This is a genomic window from Microlunatus sp. GCM10028923, from assembly GCF_042666975.1.
Taxonomy (GTDB): Bacteria; Actinomycetota; Actinomycetes; order Propionibacteriales; family Propionibacteriaceae; genus Microlunatus.
This window is the reverse complement of record NZ_JBHTFF010000004.1, coordinates 183851-205484: the sequence shown is the minus strand read 5'-3', so window position 1 is coordinate 205484 and position 21634 is coordinate 183851. Positions and strand designations below refer to the sequence as shown.

At 69.2% G+C, this 21634-nt stretch carries 19 protein-coding genes; 17 read left to right on the top strand and 2 right to left on the bottom strand.

What is annotated here, in order from left to right:
- The first annotated feature begins 9 nt into the window (after positions 1-9).
- The 12 genes from ACFQU4_RS11180 (at position 10) to ACFQU4_RS11125 (ending at position 14158) form a co-directional block, all read left to right on the top strand.
- On the top strand, positions 10-384 hold the full coding sequence (locus tag ACFQU4_RS11180; RefSeq protein ID WP_377491136.1) for a hypothetical protein: 375 nt from the start codon (positions 10-12) through the stop codon (positions 382-384).
- A gap of 300 nt (positions 385-684) precedes the next feature.
- On the top strand, positions 685-3066 hold the full coding sequence (locus ACFQU4_RS11175) for a M23 family metallopeptidase (protein ID WP_377491133.1): 2382 nt from the start codon (positions 685-687) through the stop codon (positions 3064-3066).
- 2 nt (positions 3067-3068) lie between these two features.
- A complete protein-coding gene (locus ACFQU4_RS11170; RefSeq protein ID WP_377491130.1) occupies positions 3069-3698 on the top strand; it encodes a hypothetical protein in 630 nt (209 codons plus the stop codon).
- Positions 3699-3704: 6 nt separating this feature from the next.
- Positions 3705-5102 carry a P-loop NTPase gene (locus ACFQU4_RS11165; RefSeq protein ID WP_377491127.1) on the top strand — a complete coding sequence of 466 codons (1398 nt, stop codon included), beginning with the start codon at positions 3705-3707 and terminating at the stop codon, positions 5100-5102.
- Complete coding sequence (locus ACFQU4_RS11160; RefSeq protein ID WP_377491124.1) at positions 5102-6076, top strand: hypothetical protein; 975 nt, start codon at positions 5102-5104, stop codon at positions 6074-6076. The genes ACFQU4_RS11165 and ACFQU4_RS11160 overlap by 1 nt, the downstream gene beginning before the upstream one ends.
- 16 nt (positions 6077-6092) lie before the next feature.
- Positions 6093-8618 (top strand): ATP-binding protein, encoded by a 2526-nt coding sequence (locus tag ACFQU4_RS11155; RefSeq protein WP_377492236.1) that lies wholly within the window; start codon positions 6093-6095, stop codon positions 8616-8618.
- A 135-nt stretch (positions 8619-8753) separates the two neighbouring features.
- Positions 8754-9752, top strand: coding sequence for an ABC transporter substrate-binding protein (locus ACFQU4_RS11150; protein WP_377491121.1), 999 nt, complete (start codon positions 8754-8756; stop codon positions 9750-9752).
- Complete coding sequence (locus ACFQU4_RS11145) at positions 9749-10630, top strand: ABC transporter permease (RefSeq protein WP_377491118.1); 882 nt, start codon at positions 9749-9751, stop codon at positions 10628-10630. Before ACFQU4_RS11150 ends, ACFQU4_RS11145 begins: the two co-directional genes overlap by 4 nt.
- Entirely contained in the window at positions 10627-11352 is a 726-nt protein-coding gene (locus ACFQU4_RS11140; RefSeq protein WP_377491115.1) for an ABC transporter ATP-binding protein, read from the top strand. The genes ACFQU4_RS11145 and ACFQU4_RS11140 overlap by 4 nt, the downstream gene beginning before the upstream one ends.
- Positions 11349-12971 carry an FAD-binding protein gene (locus ACFQU4_RS11135; protein ID WP_377491112.1) on the top strand — a complete coding sequence of 541 codons (1623 nt, stop codon included), beginning with the start codon at positions 11349-11351 and terminating at the stop codon, positions 12969-12971. Before ACFQU4_RS11140 ends, ACFQU4_RS11135 begins: the two co-directional genes overlap by 4 nt.
- Positions 12968-13306: a 4Fe-4S binding protein gene (locus ACFQU4_RS11130; RefSeq protein WP_377491109.1), complete on the top strand. Its 339-nt coding sequence runs from the start codon at positions 12968-12970 to the stop codon at positions 13304-13306. The genes ACFQU4_RS11135 and ACFQU4_RS11130 overlap by 4 nt, the downstream gene beginning before the upstream one ends.
- 15 nt (positions 13307-13321) lie before the next feature.
- Complete coding sequence (locus ACFQU4_RS11125) at positions 13322-14158, top strand: NADPH-dependent oxidoreductase (protein WP_377491106.1); 837 nt, start codon at positions 13322-13324, stop codon at positions 14156-14158.
- Here the strand turns inward: ACFQU4_RS11125 and ACFQU4_RS11120 are convergent, their stop codons facing one another.
- Positions 14159-14965: a hypothetical protein gene (locus ACFQU4_RS11120; RefSeq protein WP_377491103.1), complete on the bottom strand. Its 807-nt coding sequence runs from the start codon at positions 14963-14965 to the stop codon at positions 14159-14161.
- A 4-nt stretch (positions 14966-14969) separates the two neighbouring features.
- Positions 14970-16331: an amidohydrolase family protein gene (locus ACFQU4_RS11115; RefSeq protein WP_377491100.1), complete on the bottom strand. Its 1362-nt coding sequence runs from the start codon at positions 16329-16331 to the stop codon at positions 14970-14972.
- Positions 16332-16437: 106 nt separating this feature from the next.
- Between ACFQU4_RS11115 and ACFQU4_RS11110 the strand changes: the two genes are divergently transcribed.
- Genes ACFQU4_RS11110 through ACFQU4_RS11090 form a run of 5 tightly spaced genes read left to right on the top strand, consistent with a single transcriptional unit; the run spans position 16438 to position 21605 of the window.
- Positions 16438-17445: a LacI family DNA-binding transcriptional regulator gene (locus ACFQU4_RS11110; RefSeq protein WP_377491097.1), complete on the top strand. Its 1008-nt coding sequence runs from the start codon at positions 16438-16440 to the stop codon at positions 17443-17445.
- Positions 17446-17465: 20 nt separating this feature from the next.
- A complete protein-coding gene (locus ACFQU4_RS11105) occupies positions 17466-18626 on the top strand; it encodes an ABC transporter permease (protein ID WP_377491094.1) in 1161 nt (386 codons plus the stop codon).
- Between the two features lie 5 nt (positions 18627-18631).
- On the top strand, positions 18632-19558 hold the full coding sequence (locus tag ACFQU4_RS11100; protein WP_377491091.1) for an ABC transporter permease: 927 nt from the start codon (positions 18632-18634) through the stop codon (positions 19556-19558).
- A complete protein-coding gene (locus ACFQU4_RS11095) occupies positions 19555-20568 on the top strand; it encodes an ABC transporter ATP-binding protein (RefSeq protein ID WP_377491088.1) in 1014 nt (337 codons plus the stop codon). Before ACFQU4_RS11100 ends, ACFQU4_RS11095 begins: the two co-directional genes overlap by 4 nt.
- Positions 20565-21605 (top strand): ABC transporter ATP-binding protein, encoded by a 1041-nt coding sequence (locus ACFQU4_RS11090; protein ID WP_377491085.1) that lies wholly within the window; start codon positions 20565-20567, stop codon positions 21603-21605. Before ACFQU4_RS11095 ends, ACFQU4_RS11090 begins: the two co-directional genes overlap by 4 nt.
- The last annotated feature ends 29 nt before the right edge of the window (positions 21606-21634 follow it).

Here is a 21634-nt window from a genome sequence, read left to right as displayed (position 1 = left end):
GGCATCCGCTTGAGGATCTACGAAGAAAAGATCGTCGGTGCCCTGCGTGAACTTGGCGACCGCGCATACCAGGCACGGGTCTGGACCGGTGAAGCACTTCCGGATCTGTCGTCGTTCGTCGAGTGTGTCGAGACCCTTTTCGACGACAGCGGGTTGGGGTCCGCACTTGAGGCGGGCAAGGTGTTCGGAGATCACATCGATGCTCAGCTGCGCGTTCTGAGCGAGGTCATTGATCGGATCGAATCCGACGAGCCGTACGAGGTCCTGGCCGCCGATGCCAATTTCGACCGGGCGACGCGGCTGGCTGTGACGATTCTGGAGGCTCTCCAGAAGCCTGACGGAGGCGACGAGGGTCGTCCCATGAGCACGGAGGACAGGGGCTGAGCGAGGGTCGCTCAAGTTCTGCCACCGACTGCGGCGAGACAACCGTTGGACCCAGTTCGTCACTCAGGTCACAATGGTATAAACCGGCGTGTGTGATGTCCCTCGGGGGGCCGAGCCCGTTCTCTTCGGAGACGGCGGGATCGGCATGGTGGGCGGCGTGCCTCGACGACTCGGGGACCGCAGCCTGCCCTCGTTGTGAAGGGAGGTGACCGGGGGATGGCCCAGGACGGTCCAAGCGACAACGGGAACGGACCGTCGAGGGGCGGCGTTCGCCGGTCGCTGGCGTCCGGGAAACGGCTGATGTCCGGCAGTGACTCGGACGGTTCGGTCGGCGGAGACGTACGCGACGTCGGGGGCAACGCCAAGGCAGGCGCGAAGCTGGGCTCGGCCGTGGGCGGTGCTCAGGGCGCCGCAGCCGGCGCAGCGGTCGGTGCGGGGATCGGCATCGCCAAGAATCCCGCGGCCAGGCGCCGGATCCTCACGGCGGCCGTGATCGCGGTGGTCGTACCGGCCTATCTCATCGTGAATCTGATCCAGTCCGTCACCCAGGTCGGCGGCGCGGTCGCGACCGACACCGGATTCCGCGAGGAACTCTCGTACGAGGCCGCGACTGCGGAGGGCCTGACGGAAAAGGAGATCTCGCTCTACAAGCTGGCCGCCGAGGGTTCCGGAACCACCTGGACCGTGCTCGCGGCGATCGACCGGTCCGCCGGCGACTGGACGCAACCGGGTGATCCTCCGTACGGCATCAAGGTGGCGGGCTTCAACAAGGCTGCGGCCCCGTTCGGGATCGATCGGCTGACCGAGAAGACCGCGAAGGACCGCCAGCTGGCCGGCTATCTGCTGGGCCGGTTGTTCGCGGCCCAGATGATCGCCGGGCCGGGCACCGACCCGCTGACGGTCGACGCGGGCGCCGTGACGATCCCGGACCCGCAGGACGCCGACCGCTTCATCATCGGCATCAACCAGGACGATCCGGCGAGCGCGGGCGTGCACGACCGGACCCGGAAGGCGTTCGAGCAGGTTCTCTCCCAGCTCCCCACCTCGACCAGCGGCGACCAGGCCCGGGTCTTCGATGCCGCGTACCGCTGGGCGATCGGCCAGAAACAGGAGCCGCAGGCACCGGCGGGATCCTGCACGCCGGGCCAGATCGCGATGATCGGCCTGCCCGGCAATCTGCCTCGGCTGGACGGGTTCACCGAGCTCCAGATCCGCAACGCGGCCGCGATCATCGCGGTGGGGAAGGCGCTCAAGCTGCCGGAGCCGGCCTGGCGGATCGCCCTGATGACCGCGCTGGTCGAGTCGCAGATCGGTGCGGACAGTTCGACGTCCAGTCCCGACAGCAATCACGATGTCGGCGTCTTTCAGCAGCGGGCGCTGATCGGCTGGTATGCCGACGGGCGCACGTACGAGGAGAACGTCAAGCAGCTCAACGACATCCAGGTGGGCGCGAAGGCGTTCTACGTCGGCCGTAAGGTGACCGCCCAGAACGTCGCCGACGCCAAGAAGGCCGGTACGGAACCCGCGGGGGACGCCGGTTACCACCTGCCCGGGCTGCTGCAGACCGACGGGTGGCAGTCCCTGCCGCCGGGGGACGTGGCCCAGAAGGTCCAGGGTTCGGCGTTTCCGGACCGCTACGCGACCCGCGAGGCCGAGGCCGTCGCGCTGATCAACGGGCTCGGCGGGGTGACCGGACCGGTGTCGGCCACCGACGAATGCCAGGGCCAGGGCGGCGACTTCGCGAACTGCCCGGCGACCGGGCTGCCGTCGGAGCGCGGGCTGAAGCCGGACGCGCTGCGCACGCTGCGCTGCACCAAGCAGAAGTTCCCGGCGATCATGGACATCGGCGGCTACTACTACACGACCTGGGGCGAGCACCCGCTCTATCGGGCGGTCGACTTCATGATCCCCGGGTACGAGACGCCGGCCGGCCAGAAACTCGGCGACGAGGCGGCCGAATGGCTCAAGGCGAACTGGCGCCAGCTCGGCATCATGTACATCATTTGGCAGGAACGGATCTGGTCGGTTCAGCGTGCCGAGGAGGGCTGGCGCCAGTGCGGTACGGCAGCCGCCGGCTGCTACTCGGGCCCGAGCGACTCCGCCGCCCACCGCAACCACATCCACGTCTCCGTGTACGGCAACAAGGGCGTGGTCGACACCGGCGGCGGGGACGGCAAGTGGGGCCTGCCGACGGCACAGAACTACTCGATCGGCCATGGCGTCTGCGTCTCCGGCAGCGGCGAGTGCTGGGGTTACGAGGGACATACCGGGCAGGATCTGTCGTCCAACGAGGGCTCCTCGATCCTCGCCGTCGCCGACGGCACAGTCAGCACAACCAAGGTGTTCTGCCCGAGCTACACGAACGAGCAGCGGCGAAGCAACCGAGGGTGCTCGTACGGCCGCTTGGTGGTGATCGACCACGGTGGCGGTGTCCAGACCTTCTACGCCCACCTGAATTCGTTCGGCCCGGGCATCAAACCCGGTACCTCCGTGAAAAGGGGTCAGGTGATCGGCACCGAGGGCGAGCAGGGGAACGCGCGTGGTGCCCACCTCCATTTCGAGGTCCGGCGCGGGGGCGCGGTGATGAACCCGCTGACGTACCTGGAGCAGCAGGGTGTCCCGATCCGCTGCTCGCCGCAGATGACCAGTAACGCGGGCCACGTGCCCGCCGGGGACTGTTGACCATGGCGACCAGGAGTTCGACGAGTGTGGTCGGGATCGCACTGGCGGTGGTGATCGTTGTGGCGGTTGTGGTGGGGATTTGGCGGTCCGTCGCGTCACGGACGCCGGAAGGGTCCGGCGAGCCGCCGCTGCCGCCTGCCGCCACGACGAGCGCGCCGTACGAGCACCCGGGGGACGAAGGTGCCTCCGACACGCCGACCGCGCCACCGCCGACGAATGTGCCCAGCACGGGTACGGACGCGGATGAGCACAGCCGCCTGACGCCCGCCGAGGAGGCCGTGGTCACGAACCGTGCAACGGCCTTCTGGAAGGCCTTTTCGGTACGAGATCCGGCGATTCGCGATCAGGAGTTGGCCAAGGTGACGGTGCCCTATCTGGCCCAGCGAATGTCGGTCACGTCCACCTCGCGGATACCGGTCATCACCCCCGTACGGTCAGCGGTGGTTGACGGTACCTTTTCCCAGGCCACGGTGGTGTCCGAGGCGACAGGCAGCTCGCAGAACAAATGGTGGTATGTGACTTTGGTATTCGATCCGGTGACGGAAACGTGGTCGGCGCAGGCTTATGAAGAGGCGTCGCCAGGCCTGATCGCGGCAGCCCAGAAGATCATGAAGAATATGGAAGGGAGGTGAGGTGACGTGACCACCCCGATCGGACTCATTGGCCTGGATCCGCTCGCGATCCACCTGGTCAGGGCCGGATTCACGGTAGCCTCCAGTCCTGACCTGCGGATCGCCGCGGACCGGGTGCACGACCTGGTCACCGAGTTCGGCCCGGTCGGCTGCCTGATTCTCAACCAACCGCGGGTGCAGAGCCTGATCCCGCGGATCTACCGTCACGTCAACCTGACCGTGCTCGGCACCGACCAGTACCCGATCGTCGACGACGGCGATGGCTACCGGACGTACCAGTTGCGACCGGGCAGCACCGTCGTGGACGTCCTCAAGAACGCCGGGGTGGTCACCGACGCGATCGACCTGGACCAGCTGCCGCCCGGGCTGCAGTTCGAGCCGGACGGATCGCTGCTGGACCCGAACCAGCCCGACTGGTCCGAGTGGGACCCCGACGCCGCCGGCGTGCCGCGCCGCGCGGCCGAGCCCGAGCAGCCGCCGAGCCCGGACGAGGAACTGTTCGCCGAGTCGGTACGGCGAGCGCTGCGAGGCGGCGCCATCCGGACCGGCGAGGCCGAGGTGCTGTTCGCGCTGTCCGGGTCCGGCGGCGTCGGCAAGTCGTCGCTGGCCCTGTCGGTCGCCAACCGGGCCGCGAACCGCGGACGCCGGGTGGTCCTGGTCGACGCCAACCTCGGCCAGCCCGACCTCGCCACCTTCCTGCGGGTCGCCGACGGCAACCTGCCGACGATCTTCGATGCGGTCCTCGACGACAACGTCCGGACCGGCATCATCTCGCCGCTGCAGCTGAACCGGACCCGGGACGCCCGGCTGTCGAAGGTCAACTTCGCGTTCATCCAGGGGCCGACGGCCGAGCAGCTGGGCACCGGCCGGCTGACTGCCTCGGTGCTGGCCGGCATGATCAGCCAGGTCCGGCAGTTCGCCGACCTGGTCGTGCTGGACACCCAGATCCTGGAGCGGGACGATCCGCGCGACCTGGTGTCGCAGGTGATCGAACCCGAGCTGGGTTCCGGCGGCTGGGCGCTCGCCGTGACCGGCATGTCGACCGCCGGACTGTCCAACCTGATCGAGGTGATGGAGCGGCTGATCAGGCTCGGCGTGAATCCCAGTCACGTCATGTCCTTGATCAACAGGGTGCCCACCAACATCGCCCTGCACAATCAAGATCGCATCGTCGCCGCGCTGCGCGAGCTCTCGGTGCACCTGGGCACGATCTGGGAGGACAACGAGATCCTGTCCCGGATGAACGCGGGCGAGCTCGCCTCCGATCTCCCGGTCTGCGCGAACATGATCGACGTCGTGCTGCAGCGGATCTTCGACATGCCGGTCGAGGCGGCTCCCTATTCACCGGACTCGGGCAAGGACCGTCGTCGCTGGTTCCGGCGGCGCGGGAAGGAGGCCGGCTGATGAAGACGGCCAACGGCGCGCGCAAGATCAAGAACGTCGACTGGTGGGACGAGCCGGACACGCTGCCGGTCGTCGTCGACCCGAATCGGGGCAAGGCGCGGCGCCGGGTGATCACGATCTACCTGTGGGTGTCGGCGATCTTGTTCCCGTTCCTGATCTTCACCGTGGTCGTCCTGGGCGTGCGAGTGCTGACTCCACCGGCGGCGAGCACGGGACCGTCGTCCGACACGACCACGACCAGGGAGGCGGCCCAGGCCCAGGTTGCGGTGGAGGAGTGGCTGAGTAGCAACCCGTCGCCGCTTCCCGGTGGCCGGGTCGTGGCGTACATCGGTTCGATCAGCAAGCCAGCCCAGCCCCGGGAAGGTGAGGAGAACGTCGTTCGGACTCTGGCGACGTACCGGTTCGTGCTGGCGGCGCCCGAAGGCAGGATGTATGAGACGAGCATCCAGCTATTGATCACGCCGAGCGGCGCGATCCCGATATCCGATCCGGCGCTGGTACCGATCCGGGCTTCGGGGCCAGGGTCGGGTGATCAGGCCGAGTGGCCGTGGCCGGGGGTAGAGTCGATGACCGCCCCAGCCGAGTACACCTCGGCTGTGAGCGCTTGGGCGAAGGCCTACACCGGTGGAGATCCTGCGGCGCTGAAGCTCGCGGTCGGCGATCCGGAAGCTAGTCGAGCTTATCTTCCGCTGAGCGGGGTGACCTTCAGCGCTCCGTCGATCCGGGAGACGGGCGCACTCTGGACCGAGGACGTGGAACGGACGAGAACAGCGAAGCCTCGGCAGGCTCTGGTTCGGGCGTCGTTTAACGTGGTCTGGGCGACCGCCGGGCAGGGTACCCAGCAGCCGAGGCTCACCTACGACCTACTACTGGATCGCGCTGACACCGCTGCACCGGCGGTGGTGGCCTGGGGGCCACCCGGCACGGAACTTACCCCTTACAGCAACGCCATCACTGATCCCGGACCGCGTTGAGAACGGAGAGTTGATCATGGCCAGTCGGCAGCGTCGGGGCGCGACCTTGAATCAGCTGTCCACCAAGCCGACCTATTACACGACGCTCGGGCCCACCTATCCCGGTGGCCGGTGCCGGTCGAGCATGGACGGCAGCATTTGGCTCTATCGCTCGGTGCCGCTGAAGCCTGTGGTCGACGCGCGGGACGACAAAGCGGCTATGGACGCAATGACTCCGCTGTTCCGGGCATACGTCGAGCTTGCCGGACTGGTCGATGCATCGTCCAACCGTCGGTACACGGCGCGTTCGTCCTACAGAAGGACGCACGCGCTGCTTCTCAACATCCAGGAGAATTTCCATCTGTCCTGGACTCATCCATTGGGCGCGTATCTGAACAAGGGATTCGGCGAGGAGCCGGTCGACAAGCGACTGCTGCTGTTCGGCGTTCAGTTGAACGACAAGGTCGGAGGTGGCGGCGGCTTCCGGGACCGGGTGGACTCGCTGGCGGCGTTCTTCAAGGACGGACTGATTCCGCTAGCCGACTTCGACGAGGACTACGCGCGGGTCGATGCTGCCCTCGCTCGGTGCGGACTAATCGTGCCCCGCCCTGAGCAGCTCAAGTTGGCGGATGCGTACTGGAATCTCGGTGACACCCCGGCGACCCCGCGGCTGAACCATCTCGAGCACATGCACGTGTTCCATTCGCCCGACTCGATGCGCATCGCCGAGATCGTCGGCACTGAGAACTGCGAGTCGCTGGAGGCCGTACCGGGGCAGAGCGCGGTGACCTATGCTTCCGTGACGGAGTTTGACTTCGACTTCGATTCACCTACCGATCCGGTCGCCCATTGGGTGTCGACGGTGATCGACGAGGGCGCCATTGCGGTGTCGGTCCGTGGCTTGGTGGAGCCTGCGAAGATGACCCGTAATCAGTTGCGAACTCAGCGGAAGCGGTTCATCCGGGACATCGAGGATCGGCGCAAGCAGGGTCAGCTGTCCCGCAGCGAGCAGGACGAGATGCTGATGAAGCTCGGCCAGGTCGAAGATCATTACGGCAAGGGCGGCGCGAATCCGTCCTTGATCGACGCCAGTGCGCTGGTGGCGTTCTCCGGGATCAAGAGTCTCGACACGTTCAACTCGGCCAGCAATCCGATCCGGCTGGCCCCGATGACGCTGCTGCAGCCGGGGGCGATGGCGGAGACCTGGCTGTGCTCCAACGTGCGGGCGAATCCGAAGCTGCACGACATTCCGGTCCAGGTGATCGCCGCGTCCGGGATGACGTCGCTGTCATTCGTCGGCGACGCCGACGGCGCGCTGGTCGGGTTCACCGAGCGGGACCGGCAGCCGGCCTGGCTGTCGCCGAAAGCCGCGTCGGCCAAGGACAAGCTGCCGCTGTTCCTCTGCGCCGCGTCGACCGGTTCCGGCAAGACGATGTTGCTGCTGAACCTCGCCGACCAGTGGGCCCGCGGCGGCGAGTCCGGCGTGATCATCGACCCGAAGCAGGGATCCGATCACTCGGCGGTGGTCGAGGCCTGCGGCGGGCAGACGATCCGGTTGGACGACATCCGTTCGGCGGATGGGATCTTCGACCCGATCCGGTTCTCGGCGAGCACCGAGGTCGGGGTCGAGCTGGCCAGCTCGATGCTGTTGTCGATCAACGTCTGGGGCGACAGCTCGGCCAAGGCCCGGGTCGAGCAGCCGCTCGGCGAGGCGCTGCGGTACGGGGTCGAGCAGGGCGCGACCTGTATCGGCGAGGCGCTGGCGATCGCCGACCGCGAGCTTGATCATCTTCCGGAGGACATGATCAGGCGAGTGCTGTCCGAGGCCCGCAACTCGGCCACCTTCTCCGCCCTGTGCGGTACGGATCCGCAGTCCCAGGCGCTCACGGTGGCCGAGGGGATCACGTTGATCATGGTCGGCGACAACCACCTGAACGTGCCGCTGGCCGGGCAGGCGCCGGACGGGCTGGGGCAGCGGACCGCGCTGGCCCTGGTCCGGATGATGGTGTTCGGCTCCGCGGCGGCGCTGCGGTCCCGGGGCGGCGGCTTCGTGTCGCTGGACGAGGCCTGGATGTTCCTCGGAGCGGGCGCGGCCGAGGTGGAGCGGCTCGGCCGGCTGGCCCGGTCCCAGCGGGTGCTGCCGCTGCTGTTCACCCAGCGGGTCACCGACGCCCTGGAGGCGGGCCTCAAGGGCTACATCTCGCGACTCGCGATCGGGCCGCTGGAGGACGAGGACGAGGCGATCGCGGCCTGCCGGATCGCCGGGCTGAATCCGGAGCGCTACAAGGCGCGGATCATGCTGCCCGGCACCCTGGGCGGCGACTCGCACACCGGTGAGCAGCCGAACTGGGATTCGATGCACGCGCTGAAGAGCCCGCGGAACTCGCGGATCCTGCGCGGTTCGATCTTCATCTACCAGGACCTCGACTCCCGCGCCGTACCGACCGAGATCCGGCTCACCGACGAGTTCCACCGACTGGCCTCGACCAACCCGGAGGACGTCGAGCTGCGGAAGCGGGAACGGGCCACCACCCTGCGCGACGGTGCCGACCTGTTGGTCTGACCGGCCCGCGACGTTCCGCTGCTCCGACTCCGCTCCGTCCGGATGCCGAGCATTTCGTAAATCCCGTATTTCCTATTCGTACGATAGGTAATACACGTCCGGTTCGGGACGATCGGATTCACGGGGAGGATGATCATGGGGCGGAGCTCGGCACGCACTCGAGGACCAGCCGCGCTGGGGGCGGTGCTGGCGCTGATCGTGGTGATCGCGGCCGGCTGCACCCTGCCGGGAAGCGCAGCCGGAGCCGACTCGTCGAGCGACGGCTACGTGCTGCGGATCGGGGCCACCTCGGTGACCGGGACGCCGGCCGGCTCGCTCGGCTGGGCGGACAAGAACGGGATTCTCGCCGACAAGTTGGCGCCGGCGGGCGTGACCAAGATCGAGTACGCGTTCTTCCAGTCCGGCAAGGATGTGGTGGCGGCGCTGCTGAGCGGGGCGGTGGACGTCGCGGCGGTCGGCGACAACCCGACGCTGACCGCCAAGGGCAACGGCGCCGCCGTCACCCTGCTGGCGCTGGACTCGATCAACGGTGACACCTGGCTGATCGGCGCCAAGGGCGGACCGACCTCGATCGACGGCCTGGCCGGGAAGTCGATCACCGCGCCGCAGGGAACGATCCGGGACCGGGCGGCCCGGCAGCTGGTGGCCGAGGCGGGGCTGACCGGAAAGATCGAGATCAAGGACGTACCCACGCCGGAATCGATCGCCGGGCTCACCGCGGGCAAGATCGACGCCACCGTGGTCGGCGGCACCGGTGCGGTCGAGTTGGCCAACAAGGGCTTCCCGGTGATCGACAAGACCTCCGCGCACGGCCTCGGCAGCGTGGGGACGACGATCGCGCAGTCCGCGTTCGTGGAGGCCCACCCGGGCTTCGTCGAGGCCTGGCAGGCCGGGGTGGTGGCGACGAACGTTCACATCGTCGAGCATCTGGACGACTACATCGCCTGGGTCGCCGAGACTGATGCTGTCGATCCGGAACTGGTCCGCCAGTCGATCGATCCGAAGACCTTCAACACCGAGCCGCTGCCCAAGGTCGGCCTGGACCAGCTGAACAGCGCCTACGAGTTCCTGCGCGACGACGACGCGATCACCCAGGAGTTCGACGTCTACGCCTGGGCCGGGCAGTCGGCATGACCACCCAGGTTGATCACGCCCGGATCGATCAGGCCTCCGGTGATCAGGCTGCCGGAGTCGCGCCGGCCCTGATCGACCTCGGCGGCTCGGCGGCCGGCCCGGGTCGGCGGTTCGCGGTGCCGCGCTGGCTGCGCCGGATCTCCGGGCCGGCCCTGCTGCTGATCTTGTGGGCGGTCTCGTCCCAGCTGGGTCTGCTCAACCGCGATCTGTTCCCGCCGCCGGACCAGGTCGCCTGGGCTGCCATCGAGCTGACCCTGTCCGGCCAGCTGCCGACCCACGTCGGCTGGTCGATGCTGCGGGTGCTGCAGGGCAGCGTGCTGGGAATCGTGCTCGGCGTCGCCGTAGCGCTGGCCGCCGGCCTGACCAGGATCGGCGAGGACCTGGTCGACTCGACGATGCAGGTGCTCAAGGCCGTACCGAACTTCGCCCTGACCCCACTGTTGATCATCTGGATGGGGATCGGCGAGGAGCCGAAGGTGTTGTTGATCACGCTCGGCGTGGCGATCGCGATCTATATCAACACGTACGGCGGGATCCGGGCGGTGGACCAGCAATTGGTGGAGATGGCGCAGACGGTCGGGGTCAGCCGAGTGACCTTGATCAGCCAGGTCATCCTGCCCGGCGCGATGCCCGGGTTCCTGGTCGGCCTCCGGCTCGGCCTGAGCAGTGCCTGGCTCAGCCTGATCTTCGCCGAGACGATCAACACCACCCGCGGCATCGGCTTCCTGATGTCGCGAGCGCAGACCCTGCTCCAGTTCGACGTGTCGGTGTTGATCATCATCCTGTACGCGGTGTTCGGGCTGCTCAGCTACGCGTTCGTACGGCTTCTCGAATGGCAGCTGCTGTCCTGGCGCAACGGCTTCCGGGGTGTGGCGTGAGTTCCGCGGCGAACGCCGTCGAGGTGATCGACGTGCACCGGACCTTCGGCGTCCAGCAGGTGCTGCGCGGGGTCGACCTGACGATCGCGCCGGGCGAGTTCGTTGCCATGCTCGGCCACAGCGGCTCCGGCAAGTCGACCCTGTTGCGGGCGCTGGCCGGGCTCGATCCGGAACTGCACGGCACGGTCCGGGTCCCGTCGGCCCGGTCGACCGTGTTCCAGGCGCCACGGCTGCTGCCCTGGAAGCGGGTGCTGGCCAACGTGGCGTTCGGCCTGCGACGGTCGGATGCCGACGCGCTCGCCCGGCAGGCGCTCGCCGAGGTCGGGCTGACCGGCAAGGAACGGGCCTGGCCGGCGACCCTCTCCGGCGGCGAGGCGCAGCGGGTCTCACTGGCCCGGGCGCTGGTCCGCGAGCCGGACCTGCTGCTGCTGGACGAGCCGTTCGGCGCGCTCGACGCCCTGACCCGGATCCGGATGTACGGCCTGCTGCACGCGCTGTGGCGGCGGCGCCGGCCGGCCGTGCTGCACGTGACCCACGACGTGGACGAGGCGGTGCTGCTGGCCGACCGGGTGGTGGTGCTGCGGGACGGAGTGATCGCTCTTGATCATCGGGTCGATCTGGCGGAGCCTCGGTCACGTGACCAGGAGGGGTTCGCCGAGCTGCGGCAGTTGCTGATGGCCGAGCTGGGCGTCACCGACCGGATCGGCGGGCCGGTCCGGTGACCGCGGCGGACCTGGACGCCGAGGAGCTGGAGACCGACGTACTGGTCATCGGCGGCGGCCCAGCCGGCGGCTGGGCCGCGGTCTCGGCCGCGGAGACCGGAGCCCGGGTCGTCCTCGTCGACAAGGGATATCACGGCACCAGCGGCGCCACCGCGGCCGGCGGCAACAACCTCTGGTACGTGCCGCCCGGCCCGGACCGGGAGCGCGCCGTGCTGGCCCGGGAGGCGGCCGCCGGCGGGCTGACCGACGCCGGCTGGATGGACCGGGTGCTGGACCTGACCTGGCGCCGGGTCGGTGATCTTGCCGGCTGGGGCTACCCGTTCCCGGTCGACGAGCAGGGGACCGAGCGGCGGTCCAGTCTGCAGGGCCCGGAGTATCTGCGCCGGCTGCGGCGCCGGGTGCACCGCGCGGGCGTACGGATCCTTGATCATCATCCGGCGACCGAGCTGCTGGCGACGGCGGACGGGGTCGTCGCCGGCGCTGCGGGGCTGGCCCGGCAGGACGGGATGCGGCCGTGGCGGGTCCGGGCGGCGAGCACCGTCCTGGCGACCGGCGGCTGTGCGTTCCTGTCCGGCAGCTTCGGCACCAACGTCGACACCGGCGACGGGCAGCTGATGGCCGCCGAGGCCGGCGCCGAGCTGTCCGGCATGGAATTCTCCACCGCGTATGCGCTGTCGGCCGCCTGGGGCGTGCACACCAAGGGCCTGATGATGCGGTACGCGAGCTACTACGACGCGTCCGGCGCACCGCTGGAACTGCCGGACGGCACCGACGGCCGGGCCGCCGCGAACGAACTGCTGGCTCGCGGCGAGACCGTGCTGGCACGGCTCGACCGGGCGCCGGAAGGGCTGCGGGCGGCGATGTGGGACGCCCAGCCCAACTACTTCCTGCCGTTGCAGAAAGCCGGGATCGACCCGTTCACCGACCGGTATCCGCTGCGGATGGTCTACGAGGGGACGGTGCGCGGCACCGGCGGACTGCGGATCGTCGACGAGGACTGCGCGACGACGGTGCCGGGTCTGTTCGCGGCTGGCGACGCGGCGACCCGGGAGTTGATCACCGGGGCGATCAGCGGGGGCGGCAGCCACAACGGGGCCTGGGCGATCTCGTCGGGCACCCTGGCCGGTCGCGCCGCGGCCCGGCGGGCTCGCCGGCTGGCCGGACAGCCGACACCCGCCGCCGGTCCGCTGGGCCGGGCCGGCCTGGCGTCCGACGCGGCGGATCCCGGCTCCGCGGCGGCGGTGATCACCGAGACGCAGGCCCAGATCCTGCCGCCCGAGCGCAGCTACCGGCGTGATCAGCACGGCCTGGTCGCGGCGCGCGAGTCGCTGGAATCCCTGTGGCAGCACGCCGTTCCGCGCTTGGGCGGGGCCGGGCGGGAACTGCTCCGGGGGCGCCAGGCGGCTGCGCTGGTGGCGACCGGGCGGTGGATCACGGCGGCGGCGCTGGCCCGGCCGGAGAGCCGTGGGATGCACCGCCGGACCGACCTGCCGGATGCCGATCCGGCCTGGGCGCGGCGGCTGCTGGTCGGCGGGCTGGACCGGGTCTGGTGCCGTCCGGACCCGGTCGCACCGGTGCTGGCCGGGGCCGTCCATGATCAACTGGGAGCGGCGTCATGATCGAGATCGTTCAGCCGGATCGCTGTGTCAGCTGCGATCTCTGCATCGAGGTCTGTCCCACCGACGTGTTCGAGCGCGGCGCCGACGGGATCCCGGTGATCGCCCGTCAGTCGGACTGCCAGACCTGCTTCATGTGTGAGTCGTACTGCCCGACGGACGCGCTCTACGTCGCTCCGCTGGCCGGCCCGGCGCCGGCCGGGTCGATCCACACCGACCCGGACCGGCTGCTGGAGCAGGACGCCTTCGGCAGTTACCGAGCAGCGCTCGGCTGGGGGCGCGGCCGGACCGCCGGCAGCCGCCGGGACAAGAACTACCTGTTCACCACCCGATCCTGACCTCGAGGGGACGCCATGACGATCACCGCCCACACCACCGACCCGGTCCGGCTGCGCTACGGCGGCGACGCCGGAACCGGGCCGACCCTGCCGGTGGACGAGTGGAACGACGTGTTGCGGACCCAGCTGGGACATCGGTCGGTGCGGGCGTTCCGGCCCGATCCGGTGGCAGAGCCGGTGCTGTCGACGATCTTGGTCGCGGCCCAGTCCGCACCGACCTCGTCGAACCTGCAGCCGTGGAGCGTCGTCGTCGTGACCGATCCGGAAAGGAAGCGGCGGCTGGCGACCGCGGCCGGTAATCAGGACTTCATCGCCGAAGCGCCGGTGTTCCTGGTCTGGCTCGCCGACTACGCCCGGATCGAGCAGCTCGGCGCGAGCCTGGACCGGCCGACCGAGGGACTGGAGTTCACCGACTCCGCCCTGATCGCCTTCGTCGACGCCGCGCTGGCCGCGCAGAACGCGACCCTTGCCGCGGAATCTCTCGGCCTCGGTACGGTGTTCGTCGGAGCCGTCCGGAACCGGCCGGAGGCGTTCCGGACCGAGCTTTCCCTGCCCCATCGGGTGTTTCCGCTGTTCGGTACGGCGATCGGCCACCCGGACCCGGACCGACCGGCGCAGGTCAAGCCGCGGCTGCCGCTCGGCGCGGTGGTGCACCGCGAACGGTACGACCTCGACGCCCAGGTGCCGGCGGCGACCGCGTACGAGGAAACCATCGGTCGGTTCTACGCCGAAGCCGGCTTGGCCCACAGTTGGCGGGACCGGGTTACTGCGCGGTTGGCTGGCCGGGACAGTCTGAAGGGCCGGGACCGGATCCGGCAGGCCCTCGAGGCGGCGGGCTTCCCGCTCCGCTGATCATGGTCGGCGGAGTCCGGCGAGCCGGCGGCGGCAGTCGTCGAGCTTGCCGCCCAGCGGCTGGTTCGGGTCCTGGTAGCTGACCCCGTGGTAGTGCCCGACCGTCGCGCCGGACAGCAGATGATCAAGGCCGTGGGTCTGCATGGCCAGGGTCGCCGGGCCGAAGGTGTCGGCGAACCCGGCCAGCTCCGGATCGGCCGAGATGATCACGCCGGAGGACAACCCGATGATGTCGGCGACCCGGCGGAAGCTCTCCGTGTTGCGGACCAACGCGAAGGCCGGATGGCAGCGGGTCTTGTGCCGGCTGGGGAAGTTGCCGGTATCGACGTCGTCGATCGCGACGCGGAGCCGCTGCGGGCGGCCGCGCCACGGGTCCTGGCTGCTGCCCGGCCCTTCGTGCTCCTCCAGCCAGGCGAACCGGGCCTGCACGGCCCAGGCGTTCGGCGCAGCCGCCAGTTCGGCGGCCATCCGGCCGACGGTGTCGTCCTCGATCACGTAGCTGTCGGCGTCGGCGAACAGGAAGTGGTCAGCGTCGGGATGGTCGGCGACGAAGTCGCGCATCACGTCTCCGTGGCTGTTCGCCGCGGTTTCGGTGGCCGGCCAGCGGGACAGGGTGAACGCGGCACCGAGCTCGGTGCAGGCCTGGATCAAGGCCGGCAGACCTTGATCATCGGAGTGGTTGTCCATGATCGTGATCTTGAGCAGACCGGAGTCGATCATGGTCCGGTGGGCGGCGACCAGGGTCCGGACCGCCAGCTCGGCGAACTCCGAGGTGTTGTGGTTGACGATGCAGGCTTCGATCCGCATCCGCTCAGCGTACGTACTCTCCGGGATCGTCGGCGAGCAGCCGGTCGGCGCCAAGCGCGGCGCGGTCGACGATGACGCCGTCCTTGATCACCTCGCGGATCCGGCCGTAGTTCTCCGGCGCGGCCAGCGGATCGGCGTCCAGGACCACGAGGTCGGCCGTCTTGCCCGCGGTGACGGTGCCGTGGCGATCGTCCTTGCCGTACGCCTCCGCGATGTAGGCGGTGGCCGACCGGAGGATCTCCATCGGGGCCAGGCCGAGTTCCCAGGCCGCCTTGATCCAGAGGAAGTGGCCGCGGCCGATCTGGGTCGGCATGTCCGGGACGGTGTCCTCGAGGATGCCGGGCCGGAACCCGGCATGATTCTTGACCCGCTGCCCGTAGGCGAAGGCGTCGGTGGTGAGCAGGACCCTGGCTCCCTGCTCGATGAACGCGCGCTGGTTCTGCTGGGCCGTCCGCCGGCTCCTGCCGTGTTCGGGCCGCGCCTCCTCCAGCCAGCGCAGGTAGTCCTCGGTGACCATCAGCGCCATGCACGGCAATTGCTTCTCGACGATCTCGGCGATCAACTTCTCCGGGATCGGCGTCTCAGCGGTCTGGTCGGGGTGCTGGAGCAGATCGTTGCCCGCCTCGACCTCCATCCGCAGCGACTCGACCGTCGTCGTGTGCGCCTGGACGAGCAGGCCCTTCTCGTGGCACACGTCGACGATCCGTCGCTGCGCCTGCTCGGAGAACAACAGGAAGCCCTCGGTACGGTGATCCGACGCGGCGTACTTGATGAAGTTGACCCCGGTGGCGTCGATGTAGCCGGCGATCGCCTCGCCGATCTGGTCGACGGTCAGCTGGATGAGCTTGGTGCCGCAGCCGAATTCCCAGTGATCATTGATCCGCTTGATCGTTTCCGCTTCGAAGGTGAGCCCGGTCTTGAAGAAGTCCTGCGACATCGGGCCGTCCAGGCCGATGATGTTGCCGGCGCAGAAGAACCGGGCTCCGGACCGATCACCAGCGTTGATCGCGTCCCGCGCCGTGATCAAGGACGCTGCCGGGCCCCAGGTGTCGAAGACCGTGGTCAGGCCGTACTTGAGCGCCAGCTCGGCCGCCTCCAGGGCGAGCTCGTCGTAGCGCCCCTCGTACTCCAGCAGCGTGTCCGGGGTGCGGGCCGAGACCAGGTGAACGTTGGCATCCATCAGGCCCGGAATCACGTACGCACCCGTCAGATCACGAACCTCGGCGCCGTCCGGCAGCGGCACCTGGTCGGCCGGCCCGGCGGCCTCGATCAGGCCGTCCTTGATCACGATCGTCGCATCTGTGATCGGCTCCGCCCCCGTTCCGTCGATCAACGTGGTGTGCTGCAGGACCATGGTGTCGGACATGAGACTCCGTTTCTCGAGGCTGCTGAAAAGGCTACTTCGCCTAGGATGCGGCTGGGGCACCAACCCGCTCTGGAGGATCGGAGGCACGTCCGTGGCGCGGAGTCGAATGCGTGACATCGCCGATCGGCTGGGCATCTCGGAGGCGGCGGTTTCCTTTGCCCTGAACGGAAAGCCGGGGGTGTCGGAGGAGCTGCGGACCCGGGTCCGGGCCGTCGCCGAGGAACTGGACTGGCGGCCTCATGCGGCCGCCCGGGCGCTCGCCGACGCGAACGCCCACGCGGTCGGGCTGGTGCTCTGCCGCGACGACAACAGCACCAGCGGCGAGGGCTTCTTCATCCAGTTCATGGCCGGGCTCTCGACCGCTCTGGAGAACGAGTCGACCGCCCTGGTGCTGCAGATCGTGCCCACGGTGGCCGAGGAGGTCCAGGTCTACCGCCGGTGGTGGCGCGAGCGCCGCGTCGATGCGGTCGTCGTGCTCAACCTGATCCGGGACGATCCGCGGCCGGACGCGCTGGCCGGGATCGGCTGCCCGGCGGTGCTCGTCGCGGGGCCGTACGCACCGCCGGGTCACGTCACCGTCTCGGTCGACGACGCGGCGGCGATGCACCGGATCGTCGCGCACCTGATCGATCGGGGACACCGCCGGATCGGGCACGTCGGCGGGCCGGACGAACTTGATCATGCTCAACTGCGCCGCAGCTCGCTGTCGGCCGAGGGCCGGCGGGCCGGGATCCAGACCGCGCTGGCCCGGACCGACTACACGGAACAGGCCGGCTACCGGGCGACCCGGGCCCTGCTGCGCCGGAAGCGGCCGCCGACCGCGATCGTCTTCGACAACGAGATCCTTGCCCTGGCAGGGATCTCGGCGATCACCGAGGCCGGTCTCCGGGTGCCGGACGACGTCGCGGTCGTCTCCTGGGAGGACGGCCCGATCTGCCGGCTGTCGACGCCGCAGCTCACCGCCCTGGACCGGTCGGCCCAGCAGCTGGGCCGGCACACGTCGGACGCCGTGCTGCGGCTGCTCGGCCGGGCCGGCGCGCCGGCGACCAGCGCCGAGTTGCAGCCCGAGCTGCTGATCCGGGCCAGTACCGATGCTAAACGATTGACCAACTAAGGCGCTTAAGGTTAGCCTCCATGCCGTCGGCCGAGGGGCCGGACATCGGGCGCAGGGAGGCGATCGAGATGGCCGTTTCCGATCTTGGAACGGCCGTCGACCCCCGGGCCCCGCTGGACCGGAGCCGGCTCGTTCGGGCCGCCGAGGCGCGGCCGGCTCGGACCATGGCGCCGCTGCTGGGCGCCCTCGGCTATCTCGGTCGCCGGCTGGGGATCTACCTCGGCGTCGCCGTCGTCGCCACGGTGCTGAACTTCTTCCTGCCCCGGCTGATGCCGGGTGACCCGGTCCGGGACTACATCCAGGCGACGATCAACGCGACCGGGCGACCGCCGAGCGGGTTCGAGCTGCGCAGCCTGAAGATCTTGTACGGCGACCCGGACGAGAACATGCTGCTTGCCTTCGGCCAGTATCTCGGCGAACTGGCGCAGGGCAACTTCGGGCTCTCCACGTCCAGCTACCCGACCCCGGTGACCGAGATGATCGCGCAGGCCCTGCCCTGGACCATGGTCCTCGGCTTCGTCGTGGTGATCGGCGGCTGGGTGATCGGCACCGCCGGCGGCGCGGTGATCGGCTGGCGGCCCGGATCGAAGGCCGACTCGGTGCTGACCCCGGTGATCATGTTCTTCCACTCGATCCCGTCGTACTGGCTCGCGCTGGTCTTCATCTGGTACTTCGCCTACCGCAACTCGTACTTCCCGGCCCAGGGCGCGTACGGCCGCGACGTCGAGCCGAGCCTCAGCGATCCCGCGTTCCTGCCCGATGCGGCCTACCACGCGGTGCTGCCGCTCTTCGTCACGCTGGTGCTCGGCTTCGCTGGCTGGATGTTCGCGATGCGCAACATGATGATCAACACCGGCAACGAGGACTTCGTGGTGCTGGCCCGGGCCAAGGGGCTGCCGGCCAGGGACATCCTGTTCCGCTACGCCGCCCGGAACGCGATGCTGCCCAACGTCACCGGGCTGGCGCAGGCGTTCGGCGGGATCCTGATGGCGATCGTGTTCATCGAGACGACCTTCGCCTATCCGGGCGTCGGGCTGCTGTTCAACAAGGCGATCTTCAACCGGGACTACCCGCTGATGCAGACGCTGTTCCTGATGGCGACCCTGACCACGCTGATCTTCAACCTGCTGGCCGACTCGGTCTACGTGCTGCTGGACCCGCGCACCCGAGAGGAGGCCTGACCGCCATGTTGCGCCGATTCCTCTCGATCACGAAGGTCCGGGTCGGGCTGGCGATCTTCGTCGCCATGTTCGCCGTCGGGTTCATCGGGCCCTGGCTGATGATGGACGTGCTCGGCATGGATCCGCTGATCGTCGACACCACAAGACTGGCCGCGCCGCCGAGTCCGGAGCACTGGCTCGGGACCACGGCGAGCGGCCAGGACGTCTTGCTCCGGATCGTGCTCGGCACCCGCGGTTCGCTGCTCGTCGGCCTCACCTCGGCGCTGATCGCGACCGGCATCGCGCTGATCGTCGGGATCACGGCGGGCTACCTGGGCGGCGCCGTCGACGCGGTGATCAACGCCGTGATCAACGTCTTCCTGACCATGCCGTCGTTCGTTGTCCTGCTGATGATCGCGGCGGCGTTCCGCGACCTGAACTGGGTGATGGTGTCGGTGATCATCGGGGTCTTCGAGTGGCCGGGCACCGCGCGCTCGATCCGGGCCCAGGCGATGTCGCTGCGCGGCCGCGACTTCACCGCGGCCCTTCGGACGATCGGCGAGCGGCCCTGGCGGATCGTGCTGGTCGAGCTCGCGCCGCACCTGAACGGCCTCGCGTCCAGCCTCTTCCTGAGCGCGTTCGTGGCCGGGATCTTCGCGCAGTCGGGGATGGCGTTCCTCGGCATCGGCAACGCCAGCGAGTACAGCTGGGGCACCGAGATCAATCTCGCCTCCGGCCAGAACGCGCTGTTCCGCGGACTGTGGTGGTGGTTCTTGCCGCCGGGCCTGGCCATCGCGCTGCTCGGCTTCGCCACCGCGTTGATCAACTTCGGGCTGGACGAGGTGACCAACCCGGCGCTCAGTTCGAAGCGGGCCGCGATCGTCCGGCGGTTCCTGGCGGAGCGGCGGAAGCGCCGGGCGTCCCGGCCGAACACTCTGGAGGTGACCGGATGACGATCACCGAGACGAGCACCCCGTTGTTGGAGCTGCGCGGGCTGAGCGTTGCGTACCTCACCGAACGGGGCCGGGTGCCCGCCTGCAGCGACATCGACCTGACCGTCAACCGGGGCGAGATCATTGGCGTCGCCGGCGAATCCGCGTCGGGCAAGTCGACCCTGCTGACCGCGATCACCCGCCTGCAACGGATCCCGGCCGTCACGGTCGGCGGCCAGGTGCTCTATCACGGTGCGCGCGCGGCGGACCCGGTCGATCTGGTGGAGCTCGACGAGCCCGAGCTGGCCGGGCTGCGGTGGAGCGAAATCTCCGTCGTGATGCAGTCGGCGATGGCGTGCCTGAACCCGGTGCTGCGGCTCCGGTCCCAGTTCGCCGACGTGCTGAAGGCGAAGAACCCGCGCCTCGGTAAGCCCGAGCTGCGGGAGCGGATCGCGGCGCTGCTGGCCATGGTCGGCATCGCGCCGGACTACATGAACCACTACCCGCACCAGCTGTCCGGCGGGATGCAGCAGCGCTCCTTGATCGCGTTGGCGATGGCCTGCGATCCGGAACTGGTCGTGATGGACGAGCCGACGACGGCGGTCGACGTCGTGATGCAGCGGCGGATCCTGAACCAGGTGCTGCGGCTGCAGCGGCGGCTCGGCTTCGCGGTGATCTTCGTGACCCATGATCTTTCGCTGCTGCTGGAGATCGCCGACCGGATCGCGATCATGTACGGCGGACGGATCGTCGAGGTGGGCACCGCGGAGCGCGTCTACCGGAGTCCCCGGCACCCGTACACCCGCGGCCTGCGGGACTCGTTCCCGCCACTGACCGAGCCGGTGCGCCGGCTGACCGGGATCGCCGGGTCACCGCCGAACCTGCTGCAGCTGCCGGCCGGTTGCGCCTTTCAGCCGCGCTGCCCGGCCCGGATCGACCGCTGCGCCGTGGAACGGCCGGAACCGACGGACCTGGGCGACGGCACGGTGGCCTGCCACGTCGCCGTCGACGACGCGGAGGAACGATCATGAAACGGCCGGCGGACGAGGTCCCGGTGCTGGAGGCGGTCGGGGTCAGCCAGGAGTTCGTCGGCAAGACCAGCACCGGCCACCGGACCCGGATCAGGGCGATCCGGGACGTCTCGCTGCGGCTGTTCCGGCGGCAGATCATCGCCATCGTGGGGGAGAGCGGTTCCGGCAAGACGACCCTGGCCCGGCTGTTCTCGCTGCTCTACCGGCCGACCCGGGGCGAGATCAGGTTCCAGGGTGCGCCGGTGCGGCGGGACCGACGCGGCCGGTCGGCGTACTACGCCGAGGTGCAGATGATCTTCCAGGACCCGTTCGGTTCGCTGAACCACCTGAAGACGCTGCGGCACATCATCGGCCGGGCGGTCCGGTTGCACACCGGAGCGCGGACCCGGTCGGAGGTGACCGGCCGCGTGCACGAGGCGCTGGAGAAGGTGAGCCTCACGCCGCCGGCCGACTACGCCGAGCGGTATCCGAGCGACCTGTCCGGTGGCCAGCGGCAGCGGGTGGCCATCGCCCGCGCGCTGTCGATGAACCCGGCCGTGCTGCTGGCCGACGAGCCGACCTCGATGCTGGACGCGTCGATCCGGCTGGACGTGCTCAACCTGCTCCGCGGCCTGCGTGATCAGGAAGACCTGGCGATGATCTACATCACCCACGACATCGCCAGCGCCCGCTACCTGAGCGACGTGATCGCCGTGATGTACGCCGGCGAGATCGTCGAGCAGGCGCCGACCGAGGACCTGATCGCCGAGCCGCTGCATCCGTACACCTGGCTGTTGCTCCAGTCGGCCCCGAATCCCCAGCACTACAAGGGAAATCAGTCGACGAGCCAGGACGCTGACGAGGATCCGGACGAGGCCGAGCCGGTGGACGTCGCGGTCGACCTGCCCGGCTGCCGGTTCGCGGCCCGCTGTCCGCGGGCGATGAACCTGTGCGCCGACGAGCGGCCGCCGCTGGTCGACGTCGGTGGCCGGTCGGTCGCCTGCTGGCTCCATCTCACCGACGACGCCCGACCGAACCGAACCATGATCGAAATCTGATCGAACCGACTCGACAGCAGACACGAAGG

What these genes read in the sequence shown, in the direction of transcription:
- ACFQU4_RS11175 (WP_377491133.1), top strand. Translation starts at nt 685, where the DNA reads ATGTCCGGCAGTGACTCGGACGGTTCGGTCGGCGGAGACGTACGCGAC.
- ACFQU4_RS11170 (WP_377491130.1), top strand. Translation starts at nt 3,069, where the DNA reads ATGGCGACCAGGAGTTCGACGAGTGTGGTCGGGATCGCACTGGCGGTG.
- ACFQU4_RS11160 (WP_377491124.1), top strand. Translation starts at nt 5,102, where the DNA reads ATGAAGACGGCCAACGGCGCGCGCAAGATCAAGAACGTCGACTGGTGG.
- ACFQU4_RS11155 (WP_377492236.1), top strand. Translation starts at nt 6,093, where the DNA reads ATGGCCAGTCGGCAGCGTCGGGGCGCGACCTTGAATCAGCTGTCCACC.
- ACFQU4_RS11150 (WP_377491121.1), top strand. Translation starts at nt 8,754, where the DNA reads ATGGGGCGGAGCTCGGCACGCACTCGAGGACCAGCCGCGCTGGGGGCG.
- ACFQU4_RS11145 (WP_377491118.1), top strand. Translation starts at nt 9,749, where the DNA reads ATGACCACCCAGGTTGATCACGCCCGGATCGATCAGGCCTCCGGTGAT.
- ACFQU4_RS11130 (WP_377491109.1), top strand. Translation starts at nt 12,968, where the DNA reads ATGATCGAGATCGTTCAGCCGGATCGCTGTGTCAGCTGCGATCTCTGC.
- ACFQU4_RS11125 (WP_377491106.1), top strand. Translation starts at nt 13,322, where the DNA reads ATGACGATCACCGCCCACACCACCGACCCGGTCCGGCTGCGCTACGGC.
- ACFQU4_RS11120 (WP_377491103.1), bottom strand. Translation starts at nt 14,965, where the DNA reads ATGCGGATCGAAGCCTGCATCGTCAACCACAACACCTCGGAGTTCGCC.
- ACFQU4_RS11115 (WP_377491100.1), bottom strand. Translation starts at nt 16,331, where the DNA reads ATGTCCGACACCATGGTCCTGCAGCACACCACGTTGATCGACGGAACG.
- ACFQU4_RS11110 (WP_377491097.1), top strand. Translation starts at nt 16,438, where the DNA reads ATGCGTGACATCGCCGATCGGCTGGGCATCTCGGAGGCGGCGGTTTCC.
- ACFQU4_RS11105 (WP_377491094.1), top strand. Translation starts at nt 17,466, where the DNA reads ATGCCGTCGGCCGAGGGGCCGGACATCGGGCGCAGGGAGGCGATCGAG.
- ACFQU4_RS11100 (WP_377491091.1), top strand. Translation starts at nt 18,632, where the DNA reads ATGTTGCGCCGATTCCTCTCGATCACGAAGGTCCGGGTCGGGCTGGCG.
- ACFQU4_RS11095 (WP_377491088.1), top strand. Translation starts at nt 19,555, where the DNA reads ATGACGATCACCGAGACGAGCACCCCGTTGTTGGAGCTGCGCGGGCTG.
- ACFQU4_RS11090 (WP_377491085.1), top strand. Translation starts at nt 20,565, where the DNA reads ATGAAACGGCCGGCGGACGAGGTCCCGGTGCTGGAGGCGGTCGGGGTC.